Origin of the sequence: Mycobacterium sp. (assembly GCF_004298145.1) — a bacterium.
Classification (GTDB): domain Bacteria; phylum Actinomycetota; class Actinomycetes; order Mycobacteriales; family Mycobacteriaceae; genus Mycobacterium.
Window position 1 is genome coordinate 16,659 of sequence record NZ_SCRH01000058.1, and the last position, 19,405, is coordinate 36,063.

The 19,405-nt window shown below is 68.3% G+C and carries 20 protein-coding genes; 11 read left to right on the forward strand and 9 right to left on the reverse strand.

What is annotated here, in order from left to right; translation table 11 throughout:
- Positions 1–88 precede the first annotated feature (88 nt).
- A complete protein-coding gene (locus EPN51_RS25525; RefSeq protein WP_293048439.1) occupies positions 89–568 on the reverse strand; it encodes a lipoprotein LpqV in 480 nt (159 codons plus the stop codon).
- 115 nt (positions 569–683) lie between these two features.
- Between EPN51_RS25525 and EPN51_RS25530 the strand changes: the two genes are divergently transcribed.
- Entirely contained in the window at positions 684–1,310 is a 627-nt protein-coding gene (locus EPN51_RS25530; protein ID WP_293048441.1) for a cysteine dioxygenase, read from the forward strand.
- Positions 1,307–1,738: a rhodanese-like domain-containing protein gene (locus EPN51_RS25535; RefSeq protein ID WP_293048443.1), complete on the forward strand. Its 432-nt coding sequence runs from the start codon at positions 1,307–1,309 to the stop codon at positions 1,736–1,738. Before EPN51_RS25530 ends, EPN51_RS25535 begins: the two co-directional genes overlap by 4 nt.
- Before the next feature lie 10 nt (positions 1,739–1,748).
- Here the strand turns inward: EPN51_RS25535 and EPN51_RS25540 are convergent, their stop codons facing one another.
- From EPN51_RS25540 to EPN51_RS25550, 3 genes are read right to left on the reverse strand one after another with little or no spacing between them, the layout of a single operon-like run.
- Entirely contained in the window at positions 1,749–3,521 is a 1,773-nt protein-coding gene (locus EPN51_RS25540; protein WP_293048445.1) for an alpha/beta-hydrolase family protein, read from the reverse strand.
- A 9-nt stretch (positions 3,522–3,530) separates the two neighbouring features.
- Entirely contained in the window at positions 3,531–4,313 is a 783-nt protein-coding gene (locus tag EPN51_RS25545) for an enoyl-CoA hydratase (RefSeq protein ID WP_293048447.1), read from the reverse strand.
- 13 nt (positions 4,314–4,326) lie between these two features.
- The gene (locus EPN51_RS25550) at positions 4,327–5,364 is read right to left on the reverse strand and encodes an enoyl-CoA hydratase/isomerase family protein (protein WP_293048449.1); all 1,038 of its coding nucleotides are present in this window, start codon (positions 5,362–5,364) and stop codon (positions 4,327–4,329) included.
- 227 nt (positions 5,365–5,591) lie between these two features.
- On the opposite strand from EPN51_RS25550, the gene EPN51_RS25555 reads away from it, so the two are divergent.
- Complete coding sequence (locus EPN51_RS25555) at positions 5,592–6,443, forward strand: Bax inhibitor-1/YccA family protein (RefSeq protein ID WP_293048451.1); 852 nt, start codon at positions 5,592–5,594, stop codon at positions 6,441–6,443.
- 258 nt (positions 6,444–6,701) lie between these two features.
- On the opposite strand, the gene EPN51_RS25560 is transcribed toward EPN51_RS25555, so the two are convergent.
- Positions 6,702–7,919: an acetyl-CoA C-acetyltransferase gene (locus tag EPN51_RS25560; RefSeq protein ID WP_293048453.1), complete on the reverse strand. Its 1,218-nt coding sequence runs from the start codon at positions 7,917–7,919 to the stop codon at positions 6,702–6,704.
- A 93-nt stretch (positions 7,920–8,012) separates the two neighbouring features.
- The gene (locus EPN51_RS25565) at positions 8,013–8,975 is read right to left on the reverse strand and encodes an SGNH/GDSL hydrolase family protein (RefSeq protein WP_293048545.1); all 963 of its coding nucleotides are present in this window, start codon (positions 8,973–8,975) and stop codon (positions 8,013–8,015) included.
- A gap of 245 nt (positions 8,976–9,220) precedes the next feature.
- Here EPN51_RS25565 and EPN51_RS25570 point away from each other — a divergent pair, with 245 nt between their 5' ends.
- The 4 genes from EPN51_RS25570 (at position 9,221) to EPN51_RS25585 (ending at position 13,772) form a co-directional block, all read left to right on the forward strand.
- On the forward strand, positions 9,221–10,288 hold the full coding sequence (locus EPN51_RS25570) for an alpha/beta hydrolase (protein WP_293048455.1): 1,068 nt from the start codon (positions 9,221–9,223) through the stop codon (positions 10,286–10,288).
- Between the two features lie 65 nt (positions 10,289–10,353).
- Positions 10,354–11,772 (forward strand): cystathionine beta-synthase, encoded by a 1,419-nt coding sequence (locus tag EPN51_RS25575; RefSeq protein ID WP_293048457.1) that lies wholly within the window; start codon positions 10,354–10,356, stop codon positions 11,770–11,772.
- A gap of 114 nt (positions 11,773–11,886) precedes the next feature.
- Positions 11,887–12,591: an RDD family protein gene (locus EPN51_RS25580; RefSeq protein WP_293048459.1), complete on the forward strand. Its 705-nt coding sequence runs from the start codon at positions 11,887–11,889 to the stop codon at positions 12,589–12,591.
- Positions 12,592–12,602: 11 nt separating this feature from the next.
- Positions 12,603–13,772 (forward strand): cystathionine gamma-synthase, encoded by a 1,170-nt coding sequence (locus EPN51_RS25585; RefSeq protein WP_293048461.1) that lies wholly within the window; start codon positions 12,603–12,605, stop codon positions 13,770–13,772.
- A gap of 5 nt (positions 13,773–13,777) precedes the next feature.
- On the opposite strand, the gene greA is transcribed toward EPN51_RS25585, so the two are convergent.
- Entirely contained in the window at positions 13,778–14,272 is a 495-nt protein-coding gene (gene greA / locus EPN51_RS25590; protein ID WP_066997513.1) for a transcription elongation factor GreA, read from the reverse strand.
- 218 nt (positions 14,273–14,490) lie between these two features.
- A complete protein-coding gene (locus EPN51_RS25595) occupies positions 14,491–14,925 on the reverse strand; it encodes a DUF4307 domain-containing protein (RefSeq protein WP_293048469.1) in 435 nt (144 codons plus the stop codon).
- 113 nt (positions 14,926–15,038) lie between these two features.
- Here EPN51_RS25595 and mca point away from each other — a divergent pair, with 113 nt between their 5' ends.
- From mca to EPN51_RS25615, 4 genes are read left to right on the forward strand one after another with little or no spacing between them, the layout of a single operon-like run.
- Entirely contained in the window at positions 15,039–15,911 is an 873-nt protein-coding gene (mca, locus tag EPN51_RS25600; RefSeq protein WP_293048471.1) for a mycothiol conjugate amidase Mca, read from the forward strand.
- A gap of 14 nt (positions 15,912–15,925) precedes the next feature.
- Entirely contained in the window at positions 15,926–16,225 is a 300-nt protein-coding gene (locus EPN51_RS25605) for a hypothetical protein (protein ID WP_293048547.1), read from the forward strand.
- Positions 16,212–18,218: a thioredoxin domain-containing protein gene (locus tag EPN51_RS25610; RefSeq protein ID WP_293048473.1), complete on the forward strand. Its 2,007-nt coding sequence runs from the start codon at positions 16,212–16,214 to the stop codon at positions 18,216–18,218. Before EPN51_RS25605 ends, EPN51_RS25610 begins: the two co-directional genes overlap by 14 nt.
- Positions 18,219–18,249: 31 nt before the next feature.
- The gene (locus EPN51_RS25615; protein ID WP_293048475.1) at positions 18,250–18,633 is read left to right on the forward strand and encodes a nuclear transport factor 2 family protein; all 384 of its coding nucleotides are present in this window, start codon (positions 18,250–18,252) and stop codon (positions 18,631–18,633) included.
- On the opposite strand, the gene EPN51_RS25620 is transcribed toward EPN51_RS25615, so the two are convergent.
- Positions 18,630–19,403: a hemolysin III family protein gene (locus EPN51_RS25620; RefSeq protein ID WP_293048477.1), complete on the reverse strand. Its 774-nt coding sequence runs from the start codon at positions 19,401–19,403 to the stop codon at positions 18,630–18,632. The genes EPN51_RS25615 and EPN51_RS25620 overlap by 4 nt on opposite strands.
- Between the last annotated feature and the right edge of the window lie 2 nt (positions 19,404–19,405).

Genomic DNA, 19,405 nt, shown 5'->3' on the forward strand with positions numbered 1-19,405 from the left:
CGGCGGACCCCCGTTGCCGGGGCGCGCGGGGACTTTTTTAAGCCGTGATCACAATTACACCGCGGGACTGGTGTCCGCGCGCGGTGCGCTACCCGCACTCGTCGTTGGCGGCCGCCCGGGCGGCGACGATCACGGCCGCCTGCCGGGCCGGGGTCAGTGCCGGCCAGGGGGCGTTCCAGCTGCCCGCGGTGCCCGACGGCGACGCCTGAAGCATCGCCAGATACGGCTCGAGCAGCGACGCACCGGTGTCGGGCTGGCCGTCCATCCACACTTTTGCGGCGTGACAGGCCTGGTAATACTCCTCCTCGGTCGACTGCGCCGGGACATCGACCCTGGTGGTCACGCCGCCGGGGGAGAGCCCGATGGCGCCCGCCGGCGCCGAACCCGGGGTGCCACCGATGTCCGATCGCCGCGTCGAAGAGGAGGCCGGCACGCCGTGATCGGCGCCGTGCGAGCAGCCCGTGACGATCATCACCATCCCGGTCACGATGCCCACCGCGATGCCCACCGCAGGGACCGCGGCAACCACCGCGCCCCACCGCCGGGGTCGACCACCGCGCCAGCGCACGGTCTCAATGTATGCAACACTGGCTGCCGTGATGGAGCGCTTCGGATTTTGCGAGTGTTGTCGGCCGTAACACGCCGCCGCCTGTCCGATCCTTTTCCGCTCTGGAGTTCCCCCCATGTCTTTGTCCCTTGCCGGGGCTGCGCCCGTCACCACTGCGGCTACCGTGTCCGCCCCGCGCCCACGAACCCTGTCATCCCCGTCCGCGGGCCCGACCCGGCTGCGGGTGCCCGACCTGCTCCACGCCACCGACCAAGCGGCCGACGATGTGCTCAGCGGGCGCTGCGACCACCTGTTGCCCGAGGGCGGCATACCCGAGTCGCAGCGCTGGTTCACCCGCATCCACGGCGACGAGGAACTCGACATCTGGCTGATCAGCTGGGTGCCCGGCCATCCGACAGAGTTGCACGACCACGGCGGGTCGCTGGGCGCGTTGACAGTCGTATCCGGGTCACTCAGCGAATACCGTTGGGACGGTAGGGCTTTGCGGCGCCGTCGGCTCGACGCCGGCGATCAGGCCGGGTTCCCGCTGGGCTGGGTGCATGACGTGGTCTGGGCGCCCCGGCCCGTCACGGTGCCGGTCACGGGGTTGCCGAGCGCGAACGCCGCGCCGGCGCAACCGACCCTGAGCGTGCACGCTTACTCGCCGCCGCTGACCGCGATGTCGTATTACGACGTCACCGCTCGCCATACGTTGCGCCGGCAACGCACCGAACTGACCGACCAGCCGGAAGGATCGCCGTGAGCCGCATCGACGTCGTCTTGAGATCCGCCCGGCGCCGGTATCGGCGCCTGCCGGCCACCGAAGTGCCCGACGCGCTGCGGCGCGGCGCGGTGCTGGTCGACATCCGGCCCCGGGCCCAGCGGTTTCGCGAGGGCGAGGTGCCCGGTGCGCTGGTGATCGAACGCAACGTCCTGGAGTGGCGCTGCGACCCCACCAGCGAGGCCAAGCTGCCCGAGGCCGTCGGCGACGACGTCGAATGGGTGATCGTGTGTTCGGAGGGCTACACGTCGAGCCTGGCGGCGGCCGCGCTGCTGGACATCGGTTTGCACCGCGCCACCGATGTCGTCGGCGGCTATCACGCGTTGGCCGGCGCCGGCGTGCTCAGCCGACTGGCCGGCGGTTCGACCGACGCCGCGTTGGCGGACACGGGCGCCGGCGGGCGCCGCTAGGTCGAAGTAGCTAGCCGTTGGAGTGCAGCAGCGGCCGCAGCCGGGCCGTCTTTTCCGGCGTCCACCCGGGCGGCGACAACACCGCCGCCCAGCCATCGGCGACGCCGGCGACGTAACGATGACCGTGCCCGTCGGGGACGTCCACCGCCACGGCCATGTCGGCCGACACCTGGAGGAATGTCACGACCGGAATCCAGCGCGTCTGGGGCAACACGTCATAGCCGCGCCGCTCCCGCAGCCAGTCGGGCTTGCTGAACACCAGGTCCGGAGTCCACCAGGCGATCGGATCGGAGGCGTGTTGCAGATAGACCACCCGCGGGTGGTCCCACGGATCCTTGGGGCGCGCCAAGTTGCCCGCGCGGGCCACGAACCGGACGTTGCGGCCGTCGTCGTAGATCGGCAACCACTCGGGGGACCCGGCATCGCGGGTCGACGTCAGATCGGTCCAGATGGTGTTTTGGAACGTCGGCCCGCTGAACAGGGCGCCGTCGGTACGGGCGAGCACGTTGTTCAGGCTCATGAACGGCGCCTCGCCGCCGAACGAGCCCAAGCTTTCGCCGAATACGACCAGCTTGGGCCGTTGCCCCTCCGGCAGCTGGCGGATCAGCCGGTCGACGGCCTCGAAGAGCGCCTGGCCGGCGTGCCGGGCGTTCTCCTTGTCCACCAGAAACGACAGCCAGCTCGGCAGGAACGAATACTGCATGGTGACGATCGCGGTGTCGCCGTTGTACATGTACTCGAGCGCGCTGGCCTCCGCCTCGTTGATCCAGCCGGTTCCGGTGGTGGTCGCGACGGCGACGACGGCGCGCCGCAGTCCACCGGTGCGCTGCAGCTCGCGCGCGGCGAGTTCGGCGGTCGCGGTGATGCCGTCCGCGGAGTTCAGCCCGGCGTAGGCCCGGATCGGCTCGATCGCCGGGGCGCCGTTGAACGTGCTCAGGTCGTCGACCTTGGGACCGCCTTCGATGAAGATGCGCCCTTGGTGGCCAAGGGATTCCCACGACACCAGCGACTCGGGGCCACCGGAGCGCAGCGGGGTCTTCGGCGGCGCGCTGTCGGGGTTCATCTCGTTGTTGGACGAGGCGAAGGTGTTGTTCATGGTGCGCATCGCGGACTTCAGCACCACACCGTTGAGCACGGTCACGGTCAGGACCGCCAGTGTGACGACCACGATGGTTGCCGAGAGCCGAAACGGTACGAACCGGTCTACTTGATTGACCAGGAAGCGGACCAGCCAGCGGGTGAACTGGCCGATTTCGACCACGGTGAACAACACCACCAGCGACAAGACTCCCGAAAGCGGGTAGTCGTACCACTGCAAATGTGGCATGGCCATCAGGTCGCGCACGTCGTCCTGCCAGACGTGGAACCAGATCGCCATGAGCACCTGGCCGACCACGCCGATCGGGATCAGCACCTTCCACGCCCAGCGTGGCGGCGGCGGGCTGTCATCTTTTTCGCGCATGAAGCGCACCAACCAGACGGCAAAGACACCTAGTCCGTAGCCGATCGCGCCGGACAACCCGCTGACCAGCCCCTGGAACAACGGGCCGCGCGGCAGCAACGAGGGAGTCAACGAAAGCCAGATGAAGATCAGACCGACTGTGGTGCCGGTAAATGTGTAATGCCGTACCCACCAAGGCCTTTCGGTCCATGGCAGGGTGGGGGCCATCCGGCCCGCGCGGGATGCGGGTGCCGGCTGCGAAACGGCGACCGCGGAGTCCCCGACGTCGTCCGCCGGTGTGTCGCCGGCGTCGATATGGGTCGCGGGACCCGGTTCGCTCATGGAAGCGTCCTAGCGGTGGGTGAAGTTCGGCGGGCGCTTCTGCACGAAGGCCGCCATCCCCTCGGACTGGTCCTCGGTCGCGAAAGTCGAGTGGAACAGCCGGCGTTCGTAGAGAAGTCCTTCGGCCAGGGTGGACTCGAACGCGCGGTTGACGGCCTCTTTGGCCATCCTGGCCGCCGACCGCGACATCTGCGAAATGGTGGTTGCGACGGCCTTGGCCTCGGTCAGCAGGTCGTCGGCGGGCACCACCCGCGAAACCAGGCCGCTGCGTTCGGCTTCGGCGGCGTCGATGGTGCGCCCGGTCAGGATGAGGTCCATCGCCTTGGCCTTGCCGATGGCGCGGGTCAGGCGCTGCGAGCCGCCCATGCCGGGCAGCACACCGAGTTTGATCTCGGGCTGGCCGAATTTCGCTGTGTCGGCGGCGATCAGCACGTCGCACATCATGGCCAGCTCGCAGCCCCCACCCAACGCGTGCCCGGCCACCGCGGCGATCGTCGGGGTGCGGATTTCGGCGAGTTTGCCCCAGGGAGCGAAGAAGTCGGCGCCGAAGGCGTCGGCGAACGTCAGCTCGGCCATCTCCTTGATGTCGGCGCCGGCGGCGAACGCCTTGGCCGAGCCGGTGATGACGATGGCCCCGATGCCGGGATCGTCATCGAGATCCGCTGCCGCACGGGTGACCTCGTTCATCACCTGAGTGTTCAGCGCGTTGAGCGCCTTCGGCCGGTTCAGGGTGATGGTGCCGACGCGCTCATCGCGATCGACGAGGATGGTCTCATATGGTGTGTCTGTCATTCGGGCCACCTTTCTAGAAACTCAAGTCGTCGTCGACCGGGGCGAAATACGCCTCGACATCGGCCGCCGTGACGGCGGCCAGCTGCGCCGGCGACCACTTCGGATTGCGATCTTTGTCGATCAGCTGCGCGCGGATGCCCTCCACCAGGTCGTGCGAGCGCAGCGACGCCGACGACACCCGATAGTCCTGAACGAGAACGTCTTTCAGCGTTTCCAATTTCGCCGCGCGGCGGACCGCCTCCAGGGTCACCGACAACGCGATGGGGGAGCGGGTGGCGATCAGGTCGGCGGCGTCGTTCGCCGGGCCCGCGTCGTGCCCGCGAAGGGCCGCAACGATGTCCCCGACCGTGTCGCCGGCGAAGCAGGCGTCGATCCAATTACGTTGCGCCGCAAGCTCGCTCGGTGGCGGTTCGACAGCATATTTGACGAGGGCGCTCGCTACGCCGTCGGCGACGATCGCCCGGCGAAACGCCTCGACGTCGTTGTGCGGCAGGTAGTGGTCGGCAAACCCCATGGCGATGGCGTCGGCGCCGGAAAACGGCGCTCCGGTCAGCGCGGCGTGCAGGCCCAGCCCGCCGGGCGCGCGGGAGAGCAGATAAACCCCGCCGACGTCGGGGATGAAGCCGATGCCGACCTCGGGCATGGCGATATTGGAGGTGTCGGTCACCACCCGCGTGTTCGCGTGCGCGCTGACGCCCACACCGCCACCCATCACGATGCCGTCCATCACCGCGACGTACGGCTTGGGAAATTCGGCGATCTGGGCGTTGAGCAGATATTCGTCGCGCCAGAAGCGTCGCGCCTCGACCCCGTCCTTGCGCGCACTGTGGTAGATGGAGACCACGTCGCCGCCGGCGCACAGTCCGCGTTCACCGGCGCCGCAGAGCACCACCGCGCGCACCGCGTCGTCGACCGCCCAGCCGGTGAGGACGGCGGTCAGGGCGTCCACCATCTGCTGATTCAGCGAGTTGATCGCCTTGGGGCGGTTGAGCGTGATCAAGCCGACGCTTCCGTCAACCTCGGTGAGAACCTCGTCGGATCCGTCGGTCACGCCCTAGCCTCCCTCGAGCCGGTCCAGCCTCGAGGAAGAAATCTAGATCGTCACGACCGGCGCGGTATGCGCGGGTAAGGGTTATCTTTAACGCGACGACAGCGGCTTGAGCCTTCAAAGGCTCCAGAACTCCACAAAATGCCCAGCTCCGCTGGGAACCAGGGTGGGCCGCTGATCGTTGAGATTGTGTTCGCACAGCTCGAAGCCAAATCAGAGAGGATCCGACGGTGCGGGAGACAAGCAACCCGGTATTTCGTTCGCTGCCTAAGCAGAGGGGCGGATACGCGCAATTCGGCACTGGCGCGCCCCCGATGCAGGGCTACCAAGCCGATCCCTATGCGGCTCCTTACCAGGCTCCGTACCAGGAGACCAGGGCTTCGCGTCCGCTGACCATCGACGACGTCGTCACCAAGACCGGCATCACGCTGGCCGTGCTGGCGGCCTCCGCCGTGGTCGCCTACTTCTTGGTGGTTTCCAACCTCTCCCTCGCGATGCCGCTGACCATGATCGGGGCGTTCGGCGGCCTGGGTCTGGTGCTGGTCGCGACCTTCGGCCGCAAGCAGGACAGCCCGGCGATCGTGCTCAGCTACGCCGTTCTCGAGGGCCTGTTCCTGGGTGCCCTTTCGTTCGTCTTTGCCCACTTCTCGGTATCCAACGCCAACGCCGGGGTGCTGATCGGTGAGGCCGTGATGGGCACCTTCGGGGTGTTCTTCGGCATGTTGGTCGTCTACAAGACCGGCGCCATCCGAGTCACGCCCAAGTTCACCCGCATGGTGGTCGCCGCGCTGTTCGGCGTGCTGGCCCTGATGCTGGGGAACTTCGTGCTGGCCCTGTTCGGTGTCGGCGGCGGTGCCGGGCTGGGCCTGCGCAGCGGCGGCCCGCTGGCGATCATCTTCTCGCTGGTCTGCATCGGCATCGCGGCGTTCAGCTTCCTGATCGACTTCGACGCGGCCGACCAGATGGTGCGCGCCGGTGCGCCGGAGAAGGCGGCATGGGGGATCGCCCTGGGCCTGACCGTGACGCTGGTCTGGCTGTACATCGAGATCCTGCGCCTGCTCAGTTATCTACAGAACGATTAGTTCTGCCACACAAAAACCGGCACGCCGAGAGGCGTGCCGGTTTTTCGTCGGCGAAAGTGCGGTGCGGCCGTCGAGCGTGGGCCGACGCCGCTGAGGGTGAGGGTGAAGCGGCCGGCGTTGAGTGTGAAGCAGCGGCGTTGAGTGTGAACTGACGGCGGGGCGGCCCGGCGTGTCGCCGCCCAGGTTTCACTCTCAAAGCCCGGGATTCACGCCCGCCGCCGAGGTTTCACGCTCGGTGGCGCTCGACGGCCGAACGCCTCAGCTCAGCCGCTCGATCACCATCGCCATGCCCTGCCCGCCGCCGACGCACATCGTTTCCAGACCAAACGTCTTGTCGTGCGTCTGCAGGTTGTTGAGCAACGTGGCGGCGATGCGGGCGCCGGTCATGCCGAAGGGGTGGCCGAGCGCGATCGCTCCACCGGATACGTTCAGCTTGTCCTCGTCGATGCCCAGCTCGCGGGCCGAGCCCAGCACCTGGACGGCGAACGCCTCGTTGATCTCGAACAGGTCGATGTCGCTGACGGACAGCTTGGCGCGTGCCAGCGCCTTCTTGGTCGCCTCGATCGGACCCAGGCCCATGATCTCCGGCGAAAGGCCGCTGACCCCGGTGGACACGATGCGGGCCAGCGGTGTCAGGCCGAGTTCCTTGGCCTTGGTGTCGCTGGTGATCACCACCGCGGCGGCGCCGTCGTTCAGCGGACACGCGTTGCCCGCGGTCACGGTCCCGTTGGGCCGGAACACCGGCTTGAGCTGGCTGATCTTCTCATACGTGGTGCCGGGACGCGGGCCGTCGTCGGTGCTCACCGTGGTCCCGTCGGGCAGGGTCACCGGGGTGATCTCCCGCTCGAAGAACCCGCTCTTGATCGCTTCCTCGGCGCGGTTCTGGCTGCGCACCCCCCAGTGGTCCTGGTCTTCGCGGCTGATGCCGGTCAGCAGGGCAACGTTTTCGGCGGTCTGCCCCATCGCGATGTACACGTCGGGCAAACTCCCGTCGGCGCGGGGGTCGTGCCACTCGTCGGCGCCTTCGGCCGCGGCCGCGGAGCGCCGCTGCGCCTCATCGAACAGCGGGTTCTTGGTGTCCGGCCACGAGTCCGAGCTGCCCTTGGGGAAGCGGGACACGGTTTCCACGCCGGCCGAGATGAACGCGTCACCCTCGCCCGCCTTGATCGCGTGGAAGGCCATCCGCGAGGTCTGCAGCGACGACGAGCAGTACCGGTTGACGGTGGTGCCGGGCAGGAAGTCGAAGCCGAGTTCGACGGCGACGACCCGACCCAGGTTGTACCCGGACTCCCCGGCCGGCTGGCCGCAGCCCAGCATCAGGTCGTCGATCTGGTGCGGGTTCAGGGCCGGCACCTTGTCGAGCGCCGCGCGCACGATCTGCACGGTCAGGTCGTCGGGGCGCATGCTGACCAGCGATCCCTTCATCGCGCGGCCGATCGGCGAGCGAGCAGTTGAGACAATGACGGCTTCCGGCATGGTTGTTCCCTTCAGATCCCTGCAGATCCCTCAGATGGGGCTGGCTCGCTTGGCCACCGGGTGATGGGTCCACCCCGACGGGCGAGAACAAATCTAGTCGCTGCCGACCTCAGGGCACGAAGACGGGGCAGGTCCGGGTGCCGGACGCCGCCACAGCCGCGACATCACGCTGGCCCGGGTGTGGCGCTGCCCGAGGACCGGTGTCGCCGCCGGTACCGCCGGGCCCAGCGGCGGGCGCTCCACCTCCTCACCCAGCACATCGCACAGGGCCAGCAGCAGCGCGTCGGCCGCCAGCGCATAGGCGGGTGCCGACGGGTGGAAGCCGTCGGCGGAGAACATCACGTCGGGTGTGGCCCGGAACTGCGGCGCCATCAGGCGCGCCAGCGGCACCGGCACACCGCCGGCCGACCTGACCGCCGCGGTCTGGGCGCGGGCAAGCTGCAGGCAACGCTCGTGCGCCAGCGAACGCAGCGGTTGCGGAATGGCGCTGATGAACCCCAGATCCGGGCAGGTGCCGACGATCACCACCGCGTCCCGGGTGCGCAACTTGCGCACGGTCAACGCCAGCCGTTGCGCCGACTGGCTGATGCCGTTGAGCGCGGTCACGTCGTTGGCGCCGACCATGATCACCGCCACGTCCGGCGGCGGGCCGGCCACGAACATGGCGTCGACTTGGCCGCACACGCCTTTGGACGTGGCTCCGACAATGGCCTTGGTGCTCAGCCGGATTCGCTTGCCGGTCTGCTCCGCCAGGCCCCGCGCGATCCGCACCCCCGGCACTTCGTCGGCACTCATGCACCCGTATCCGGCGGCAGTTGAATCGCCGAAGATCATTAGGTGAACATCGGCCGTCATGCCGCGGCGCCACCGTTCCACCGGCCCGCCGCCGCGCGCGTACACGCCGTCGGCGCGGGGCGGGACGTCCCATGCCTTGGGGATGATGGTGCGCGCGTGGGTCGCCTGGCCGACCAACAGACTGCGCGCCCCCAGGTAGGCGGTTCCTGTCGAGGCGAGCGCGCCTGCTGTGGCCAGGGCGATCGCCGAACGACGTGGCACCCGAATGGTCACGCAGTCAAGTTTAGGGCCGCTCCGGACTTTGCGCGGGCGGTGCGAAAAAACGAACTGATCACGGTGCGACTCAGAACTGGTATCAACTCAAAGATTTCATACGTTGTACTAAGCAACGGCTGTCAAGCTGAGAGCAGGGGGTTGGCTGAGCGCCATGGCAAACGGCTGAACCGGACGCTCAGCTGACTCGTCACATGCTGTATCGCACTACAACGGCGTAGGAAGTGTTGAGCATGACCGCACCTAGCAAGGTATCGGGTTCGCCCGAGAACCCCGTTCGTGCCCTGGATGTCCTCAAGGCCCGTCGCGCCCGGACGCGCAAATTCGCGATCAGTGACGGCGCACCGGTCGAGGTCCTCGAGTCCGGCCCAAGCGTTGCTGCGCGACTGGCGAATCTGACGTCACGGCTGACGATCCGGCCGATTCTGACCGCCGGCAGCCACGTCCCCAACCTGCCATGGCCGTGGGGTCTCATCGACCTCACCGCTCGGGTGCTGATCCCGGCGTCGGCCACCGTCCGCGAGACGGTGAAGTTGCCCAACGCCTCGGCGCAGCTGGTTCGCGCCCCCGGGGTGCTGCCCGCCGACGGCACCCGCCGGATCGTCGTCTACCTCCACGGCGGTGCGTTCCTGACCTGTGGGGCGAACTCCCACGGCAGGCTCGTCGAAGCCCTCTCCAAGTTCGCCGACTCGCCCGTGTTGGTGGTCAATTACCGGCTGCTGCCGAAGAATTCGGTCGGCATGGCGCTCGAGGATTGCCACGACGCCTACCGATGGTTGCGGCTGCGCGGCCACCAACCCGACCAGATCGTGCTGGCCGGCGACTCCGCGGGCGGCTATCTGGCGCTCACGCTGGCGCAACGCCTGCAGGAGGAAGGTGAGGAGCCCGCCGCGCTGGTGGCGATCTCGCCACTGCTGCAGCTGGCGAAGGAACCCAAGCAGGCCCATCCCAACATCGGCACCGACGCGATGTTCTCCGCCGAGGCTTTCGATGCCCTCGCCGAGCTGGTTGCCGCAGCGGCCGGGAAGAACAAAATCGACGGCAAGCCCGAACAGATCTACGAGCCGCTGGAACACATCAAGCCGGGCCTGCCGCGCACGCTGATTCACGTGTCGGGCTCCGAGGTGTTGCTGCACGATGCGCGGTTGGCGGCAAGCAGGCTGGCCGCGGTGGGCGTGCCGGCCGAGGTGCGGGTGTGGCCCGGGCAGATCCACGACTTCCAGCTGGCCGCGCCGATGGTGCCGGAGGCCATGCGCTCGCTGCGTCAGATCGGCGACTACATCCGCGAGGCCACCGGCTAGCACCAGCGCACGAAACGCGCACAGCAGTTGTGCGTCCCGCGAAACCGCCTGAGACGATGTGACGCATGCGGATCGCGCAGCACATCAGTGACCTCATCGGCGGCACACCGCTGGTGCGCCTGAACTCCGTCGTCCCCGACGGTGCCGGCATCGTGGCGGCCAAGGTCGAATACCTCAACCCCGGCGGCAGCTCGAAGGACCGGATCGCGGTGAAGATGATCGACGCCGCCGAAGCCGGCGGACAGCTGCGGCCCGGCGGCACCATCGTCGAACCCACATCGGGCAACACCGGGGTCGGGCTGGCCCTGGTCGCCCAGCACCGCGGTTACAAGTGCGTGTTCGTCTGCCCCGACAAGGTCAGCGAGGACAAGCGCAACGTGCTGATGGCGTACGGCGCCGAGGTGGTCGTGTGCCCGACGGCGGTGCCCCCCGAGCACCCGGACAGCTACTACAGCGTCTCCGATCGGCTGGTCACGGAAATCGACGGCGCGTGGAAGCCGGACCAGTACGCCAACCCGGAAGGCCCGGCCAGCCACTACGCCACCACCGGCCCGGAGATCTGGGCCGACACCGACGGCAAAGTCACCCACTTCGTCGCCGGCATCGGCACCGGCGGCACGATCACCGGCGCGGGCCGCTACCTCAAAGCGGTATCGGAGGGCCGCCCAGAAGGACCGGTGCGCATCATCGGTGCCGACCCCGAGGGGTCGGTGTACTCGGGTGGCACCGGCCGGCCCTATCTGGTGGAGGGCGTCGGCGAGGACTTTTGGCCGCAGGCATACGACCGCACGGTGCCCGACGAGATCATCGCGGTCTCCGACTCGGACTCGTTCGACATGACCCGGCGCCTGGCCCGCGAAGAAGCGATGCTGGTCGGCGGGTCGTGCGGGATGGCGGTGGTCGCCGCGCTGCGGGTCGCCGAGGACGCCGGACCCGACTCGCTCGTCGTCGTTTTGCTGCCCGACGGCGGGCGGGGCTACATGTCGAAGATCTTCAACGACGCCTGGATGTCGTCGTACGGGTTCCTGCGCAGCCGCCTCGACGGGTCGACCCAGCAGTCCACGGTCGGCGACGTGCTGCGCCGCAAGTCCGGTGAGCTGCCCGACCTGGTGCACACCCACCCGTCCGAAACCGTGCGTGACGCCATCGGCATCCTGCGCGAGTACGGGGTGTCCCAGATGCCGGTGGTCGGCGCCGAACCGCCGGTGATGGCGGGGGAGGTTGCCGGCAGTGTCTCCGAACGCGAACTGCTGTCGGCCGTCTTCGAGGGCCGGGCGAAATTGGCCGACGCGGTGGCGCTGCACATGAGCCCACCGCTGCCGATGATCGGCGCGGGGGAGTTGGTCAGCGCGGCGGGCACGGCGTTGCGTGATTGGGACGCGTTGATGGTGGTCGAGGAGGGCAAGCCGGTTGGGGTCATCACCCGCTATGACCTGCTGGGATTCCTCTCCGACGGGCCTCGCGGACTGAGCGGGCGCCGTTAGCGCGCGGTGCGCCGGCGGGTGATGCGCGTCTCGCCCGGCGGCGAAACCCTCAGGTACGGTAATTCGGCCAGTCCAGCTAGAGACGTCCAGCTGTTCCGCAGTGGAAGGTTGCCCATGACCGATCAACCGCCGCCCGGCGGCGCATACCCGCCACCTCCCTCGTCGCCCGGTCCATCCGGCGGGCAGCAGCCGCCATCTGGTGGGCAGGAGATCCCGCCGCCCCCACCGCCCCCGCCGCCCGGTGGCTCCTATCCGCCGCCCCCGCGGCCGTCCGGTGGATACGCGCCGCCGCCGCCGGGCCCGGCGATCCGCACGCTGCCGACGCAGGCCTACACGCCGTGGCTGACCCGCGCGCTGGCGTTCGTCATCGACATCCTTCCGTTCGCCGTCGTGTGGGGCATCGGGATCGCAATCATGGTCGCCACGCAGCAGACGGCCTGCATCACCGACATCACGCAGTACGCCATCAACCAGTACTGCGCCACCCAGAACTCGACCCTTGGCATGGTGGCGCAGTGGCTGGCGTCGATCGTCGGGCTGTTCTACCTGATCTGGAATTACGGCTACCAGCAGGGCACGACCGGGTCGAGCATTGGCAAATCGGTGATGAAGTTCAAGGTGGTCAGCGAGGTCACCGGGCAACCCATCGGCTTCGGCATGTCCGTGGTGCGCGCGCTGGCGCACTTCATCGACGCGATCATCTGCTTCATCGGTTTCCTTTTCCCGCTGTGGGATTCGAAGCGTCAGACGTTGGCAGACAAGATCATGACGACGGTGTGCTTGCCGATCGACGGCGGCGAAAGGCCGCCCGTCACCTAGGCTGATCGTCGATGAGTGACGACCGTAAACACGCGCCCGAATTCACCGGACTCGCGACCAAAGCGATTCACGCCGGCTATCGGCCGGACCCGGCGACCGGAGCGGTCAACGCCCCGATCTACGCCAGCAGCACCTTCGCCCAAGACGGTGTGGGGGTCCTGCGGGGCGGATTCGAGTACGCGCGCACCGGCAACCCGACCCGGGCCGCGCTGGAGGCCACGCTGGCCGCCGTCGAGGAGGGCACCTACGGGCGGGCCTTCGCCTCGGGAATGGCCGCCACCGACTGCGCGCTGCGGGCGGTGCTGCGGCCGGGCGACCACGTGGTGATCCCGAATGACGCCTACGGCGGCACTTTCCGCCTCATCGACAAGGTCTTCACCCGGTGGAACGTGGAGTACACACCGGTCGCGCTGGATGACCTGGATGCCGTGGCCGCCGCGATCACGCCGCGAACCCGGATGATCTGGGTGGAAACCCCGACCAACCCGCTGCTGTCCATCGCCGATATCGCCGCCCTTGCTGAACTAGGCCGGCAACACTCCGCGAAAGTGTTGGTGGACAACACGTTTGCCTCGCCAGCGTTGCAGCAGCCATTGACGCTGGGTGCCGACATCGTGCTGCACTCCACCACCAAATACATCGGCGGGCATTCCGACGTGGTGGGCGGCGCGCTGGTCACCGACGACCAGGAGTTGGACGACGCGTTCGGCTTCCTGCAGAACGGGGCCGGGGCGGTGCCCGGCCCGTTCGACGCCTATCTGACGATGCGCGGCCTGAAAACCCTGGTGCTCCGCATGCAACGGCACGGCGAAAACGCCTTGGCCGTCGCGGAATTCCTGTCCGGCCATCCGGCGGTGAGCGCGGTGCTGTATCCCGGTCTACCCACTCATCCCGGGCACGAGATCGCCGCGCGGCAGATGCGCGGGTTCGGGGGCATGGTCTCGGTGCGCATGCGGGGTGGCCGGCAGGCCGCCCGCGATCTGTGCGCCAGAACCGAGGTGTTCATCCTGGCCGAATCGCTGGGTGGGGTCGAGTCGCTGATCGAACACCCCAGCGCCATGACGCATGCGTCGACGGCCGGGTCGCAATTGGAGGTTCCCGACGACCTGGTGCGGCTGTCGGTGGGCATCGAGGATGCCGCCGACCTGCTGGCCGATCTCGAGCAGGCGCTCGCGGGGTGAACCGGTTAGGAGTGGTACGGCTCCGCGCTGACCAGGGTGACCTCGACGGTGTTGCCGTTGGGCACTACGTAGCTGCGGGTCTCGCCTTCCTTAGCGTCGATCAGGGCGCCGCCCAGCGGTGAGTTCGGCGAGTACACCTCGAGCTTGCCGTCGTTGACGCCCTCCTGGCGGGTGGCGATGAGGAAGGTCTCCGTGTCGGATTTGTCGCCGTTGTAATAGACCTTCACCACCGAGCCGGGCAGCGCGACGCCGGACTGCTTGGGCGCTTCGCCGACCTTGGCGTTGTTGAGCAGATCCTGCAGCTGACGGATCCGGGCCTCCTGCTGGCCCTGCTCCTCGCGGGCGGCGTGGTAGCCGCCGTTTTCACGCAGGTCGCCCTCCTCGCGGCGGTCGTTGATCTCCGCGGCGATGACCGGACGATTCGCGATCAACTGGTCGAGCTCGGCCTTGAGTCGGTCATGTGACTCCTGGGTAAGCCAGGTCACCGAAGTGTCCGTCATCTCCTCGTGCTCCTCGTATGTTGTTCCGCGAGTCCGCTTAAGTCCTGTTACTCCGCCATCGGAAGCGTGCGGGTCCATCCCCGTGTGCTGCGGCGCCGCGGTGCTAACGGCCGCTAATGCAGCAACACGGTCCCAACCGGAACCGTGCATTCATCCATGTTACCACCGCGCAAACAGTTGATGACTCCATATTCGCTGTTCGGCGTCGATCGCAACGGTCACGATGAGCGCAGATAGGCCGGCACATCGGTGCCGCAGCCGTAGATGTCGGCCACCGCCGGCGGCTGGGAGGATTTGACCGTCGTCGTCACCTGCACGGTGGTGGCGTCGGACGGTGGCACCAGCAGCTCGCGCCGTCCCGTCTCGCTGCCGTCAGCGGAGCGGACCCGCACGATGCAGTCCACCGGTCGCGACGGATCCGATCGGGTCACGCTGATCGTTATCGACGCCGTCTGGTCGTCGATCACCCGATAGCCGGCCAGCGATCCCTTGACGTCACTGATGCCGAACCGCTGGTAGCCGATGACAGCCACGACCAGTAGGGCCGCGACGACCAGCGCGCCCAGCGCGACGATCCCCCACCGTCGGGGGATACGCGACAGCCGGGAACGCCCGTAGCGGGCCTCCGGACGCGGAGTAGGGGTTTCGGTCATGCCTGGTTACGCCTGATTATCGGCTGCCGGGCACCGGCCGACAGCAATGCAACGATGGGGAACTGGAATTATAGGGTCAGACCGGGCGACCACCAGAGGTGACAAGGGGGCACGTGAGCGAATTGCGGTTGATGGCGGTGCACGCCCACCCCGACGACGAGTCCAGCAAGGGCGCCGCCACCTTGGCCCGCTACGCCGACGAAGGCCACCGGGTGCTGGTGGTGACCCTGACCGGCGGTGAGCGCGGCGACATCCTCAACCCGGCGATGGACCTGCCCGAGGTGCACGGGCACATCGCCGAAATCCGCCGGGACGAGATGGCCAAGGCCGCCGAGATCCTCGGGGTGGAGCACACCTGGCTCGGCTTCGTCGACTCCGGATTGCCCAAGGGGGACCCGCCGCCCCCGCTGCCCGAGGGATGTTTCGCGCTGGTGCCGCTGGAAGAGTCGATCCAGGCGCTGGTCCGTGCGGTGCGCGAGTTTCGGCCGCACGTGATCACCACGTACGACGAAAACGGCGGCTACCCCCATCCCGATCACATTCGCTGCCACCAGGTTTCGGTCGGTGCCTTCGAGGCCGCCGGCGATTATCGGCGTTTCCCGGACGCCGGTGAGCCGTGGACGGTGTCCAAGCTGTACTACAACCACGGGTTCCTGCGGGCCCGGATGCAGTTGCTGCACGACGAAGCCCTCAAGCACGGCCATGAACCCCCGTTCAAGAAGTGGCTCGAGCACTGGGACGCGGCCCACGATCCGTTCGAGTCCCGGGTCACCACGCGTGTCGAGTGCTCGGCCTATTTCAGCCAGCGCGACGACGCGCTGCGGGCGCACACCACACAGATCGATCCGGATCACGACTTCTTCGCGGCTCCCATCGAATGGCAGCAACGACTTTGGCCCACAGAGGAATTCGAGTTGGCCCGCTCGCGCGTCCTGGCCCGGTTGCCCGAGGACGATCTGTTCGCCGGAATCGAGACCGACGCGTGAATCACCTCGTTGCGATCGTGAGCGCCGTGAGCTGGCAGGCCGACGACGCACCCCAGCACACCGGGCCCGACTTCGGCAAGGCCAGCCCGGTCGGGCTGCTGATCGTCGTGTTGCTGTTGATCAGCACGCTGTTTTTGCTGCGCTCGATGAACCGGCAGCTCAAGAAGGTGCCGGAGTCGTTCGATCCCAAGCATCCTGAGCCGGATCAGGATGCGGACGAGGGCACCGACGCGGTCGACCCGGGCGCCGGGCACCCCCCGCATCAGCCGGACGGACCACCGCGACCCCCGGGATCCGGTGATGAGCCAGGCTGACTCGTCTGCCGTGAACACCCTGGGGTTGGCCACCAGCCCGTATTTGCGTCAGCATGCCGACAACCCGGTGCATTGGCAGCAGTGGACACCGCGGGCGCTGGCCGACGCCGCCGCCCGCGACGTGCCGATCCTGCTGTCGGTCGGCTACGCCGCCTGTCACTGGTGCCACGTCATGGCGCACGAGTCGTTCGAAGACCACGACGTCGCCGCGGCGATGAACGCGGGATTCGTCTGCATCAAGGTCGACCGCGAGGAACGCCCGGACATCGACGCGGTGTACATGAACGCCACGGTGGCCCTGACCGGGCAGGGCGGTTGGCCGATGACGTGTTTCCTCACGCCGGATGGCCGCCCCTTCTTCTGCGGCACCTACTATCCGAAGGTTGCTTTCCTGCAACTTCTTTCGGCCGTCTCCGCCACCTGGCGGGAGCGTCGAGGTGAGGTGGAGGAGGCGTCCGACCATATCGCCGGCGAGCTACGCAAGATGGCCGGGGCTCTGCGGGGCGGCGGCCCGGCGGTGGCGCCGGACCTGTGTGACCGCGCCGTCGCCTCGCTGCTCGAGGATGAGGACACGGTGCACGGCGGCTTCGGCGGTGCGCCCAAATTCCCGCCGTCGGCGCTGCTGGAGGCGCTGCTGCGCAACTACGAGCGCACCGGATCGCCGGCGGCGCTCGAGGCGGTGTCGCGCGCCGGCAACGCGATGGCCCGCGGCGGCATCTACGACCAGCTCGGCGGTGGCTTCGCCCGATACAGCGTCGACAACGCTTGGGTGGTACCGCATTTCGAGAAGATGCTGTATGACAACGCGCTGCTGCTGCGCGTATACGCGCACTGGGCCCGCCGTACCGGCGATCCGCTGGCGCGCCGCGTCACCGATCAGACCGCTCGGTTCTTGCTCGACGATCTCGCCGACGGCGGCATGTGGACCTCGTCGCTGGACGCCGACGCCGACGGCCGTGAGGGCTCGACGTATGTCTGGACGCCGGAGCAGCTGAACGACGCGCTCGGCCCCGACGACGGCCGTTGGGCCGCAGAGGTTTTCGCGGTCACCCCGGCCGGCACGTTCGAACACGGCACCTCGGTGCTGCAGTACCCCACCGATCCGAAGGATCCGCAGCGGGCCGAACGCGTGCGGGCCGCGTTGCTGAACGCCCGTCGTGGCCGGGTCCAGCCCGGCCGCGACGACAAGGTCGTCACGTCGTGGAACGGCCTGGCGATCACCGCCTTGGCCGAAGCCGCCGTGGCGTTGGACGAACCCGAGTTCGCCCAAGCCGCAACGCGTTGCGCGCAGGCGCTGCTCGACCTGCACGTCGTCGATGGCCGGCTGCGGCGCGCCAGCCTGGGCGGCGTGGTCGGCGACAGCGTCGCCATCCTGGAGGATCACGCGATGCTATCCACCGGACTGCTGGCGCTCTACCAGCTGACCGCCGAGGCGGATTGGCTGACCGCGGCAACAGATCTGCTGGACACCGCGTTGGCGCACTTCGCCGATCGGGAGCAGCCCGGCCGCTGGTTCGACACCGCTGACGATGCCGAGCAGTTGATGCTGCGGCCGGCCGACCCGCTGGACGGGGCGACCCCGTCGGGTGCCTCGTCGATCACCGAGGCGCTGCTGATCGCGGCGCACCTGGTCGACGGGGAGCGCGCCGAGCGTTACCTGGGGGCGGCGGCCGACTCGCTGCGCGCGCACGCGGTGCTGCTGGACGGCGCGCCGCGCTCGGCCGGACATTGGTTGGCGGTCGCGGAGGCCGCGGTCCGCGGACCGTTGCAGATCGCGGTGGCCTGTGACCCGTCGCGGTCGGCGCTGCTTGCCGACGCGCGACGGCTGGCGCCCGGCGGGGCGGTCGTCGTGGGTGGCGAAGCGGATTCGTCGGCGCTGCTGGCCGGCCGGGACCGGGTGGCCGGCGCCGACGCCGCCTACGTGTGTCGCGGCCGGGTCTGCGATCTACCGGTGACGGGGGCGGCCGAACTCGCGGCGGCCCTGGGTGTTTGAGGACGGTAGTCCGGCGGCTACCCTGCGTCCCATGCCGAATGCCGCCAGGACCGAAGCGATCAGAAGCACGGTGCACCGCTACATCGAACTGGTCGCCAAGGGCAGCGCCGACGACCTAGTCGAGTTGTACGCCGATGACGCCACCGTCGAGGACCCGGTCGGCGGCGAGGTGCACATCGGGCGCCAGGCGATTCGCGGCTTCTACTCGGCGGTCGAGAACGTGCAGCGCGAATGCGAGCTGGTGTCGCTGCGCGTGGCCGGCAACGAGGCCGCGTTCCAGTTCCGGCTGACGGTGACCGCCGGCGAGCACCGGATGGTGATCGAGCCGATCGACGTCATGGTCTTCGACGGCGGCGGGAAGATCGCCGCGATGAAGGCCTACTGGTCGCCCGACGACGACGTCACGCAGATTTAGCCTCCCAGCAGCCAAGCGTGGCCGCTCGTGTAGAACACGGCGAACCACATGGCGATGTAGTGCAGAATCGCCGCGATCGCGGTGAAGGCGTGGAAGAACTCGTGATAGCCGAATGTCCGCGGCCACGGGTCGGGCCAGCGCAACCCGTAGAAAATTCCGCCGACGCTGTAGAACACACCGCCCACCGCGAGCAGCACCATCGCGGCCACCCCGGCCTGGTGCAGGATCGTCGGGGCATACCAGATGGCCACCCAGCCCAGCAGCAGATAGAGCGGCACACCCAGCCAGCGCGGCGCCGTCGGCCAGCACAACTTCAACGTGATGCCGGCCAGCGCGCCGCCCCACACGATGCACAGCACCACCACGCCGGTCTCCTGCGGCATCACCAGCCGCGCGAACGGCGTATAGCTGCCGGCGATGAACACAAAGATCATCGAATGGTCGAGCCGCTTCATCCGAATCCGGGCCAGCTCCGTCTTCCAGTGCACCCGGTGGTAGGTGGCGCTGACCGCGAACAGCGCCACCGTGCACGCGGCGTAGATCAGCGTCGAATGACCGGCGCGGGGCGAGGAGACCGCCCACGACACCGACACCAGCGTGGCGCCGGTGATGACGGCCAGCCACGCCGAGTAGAAGTGGATCCAGCCGCGCAGCCGGGGCTTGCTCAGAACCTGGGCGGCACCCTCGACGAGGTGTTCGACGGTGTTGCCCGGAACGATCGACTCGTTTCCGGGCTCCGGGTTGGGGGCGGTGCTGGTCTGGCTGCTCATGG

Excerpts from the sequence above, each read along its gene's own strand:
- EPN51_RS25570 (WP_293048455.1), top strand. The coding sequence starts at position 9,221 with ATGACCGCACCTAGCAAGGTATCGGGTTCGCCCGAGAACCCCGTTCGT.
- greA (WP_066997513.1), bottom strand. The coding sequence starts at position 14,272 with ATGACGGACACTTCGGTGACCTGGCTTACCCAGGAGTCACATGACCGA.
- EPN51_RS25610 (WP_293048473.1), top strand. The coding sequence starts at position 16,212 with ATGAGCCAGGCTGACTCGTCTGCCGTGAACACCCTGGGGTTGGCCACC.
- EPN51_RS25585 (WP_293048461.1), top strand. The coding sequence starts at position 12,603 with ATGAGTGACGACCGTAAACACGCGCCCGAATTCACCGGACTCGCGACC.
- EPN51_RS25615 (WP_293048475.1), top strand. The coding sequence starts at position 18,250 with ATGCCGAATGCCGCCAGGACCGAAGCGATCAGAAGCACGGTGCACCGC.
- EPN51_RS25545 (WP_293048447.1), bottom strand. The coding sequence starts at position 4,313 with ATGACAGACACACCATATGAGACCATCCTCGTCGATCGCGATGAGCGC.
- EPN51_RS25540 (WP_293048445.1), bottom strand. The coding sequence starts at position 3,521 with ATGAGCGAACCGGGTCCCGCGACCCATATCGACGCCGGCGACACACCG.
- EPN51_RS25580 (WP_293048459.1), top strand. The coding sequence starts at position 11,887 with ATGACCGATCAACCGCCGCCCGGCGGCGCATACCCGCCACCTCCCTCG.
- EPN51_RS25595 (WP_293048469.1), bottom strand. The coding sequence starts at position 14,925 with ATGACCGAAACCCCTACTCCGCGTCCGGAGGCCCGCTACGGGCGTTCC.
- EPN51_RS25575 (WP_293048457.1), top strand. The coding sequence starts at position 10,354 with ATGCGGATCGCGCAGCACATCAGTGACCTCATCGGCGGCACACCGCTG.
- EPN51_RS25560 (WP_293048453.1), bottom strand. The coding sequence starts at position 7,919 with ATGCCGGAAGCCGTCATTGTCTCAACTGCTCGCTCGCCGATCGGCCGC.
- EPN51_RS25620 (WP_293048477.1), bottom strand. The coding sequence starts at position 19,403 with ATGAGCAGCCAGACCAGCACCGCCCCCAACCCGGAGCCCGGAAACGAG.
- EPN51_RS25530 (WP_293048441.1), top strand. The coding sequence starts at position 684 with ATGTCTTTGTCCCTTGCCGGGGCTGCGCCCGTCACCACTGCGGCTACC.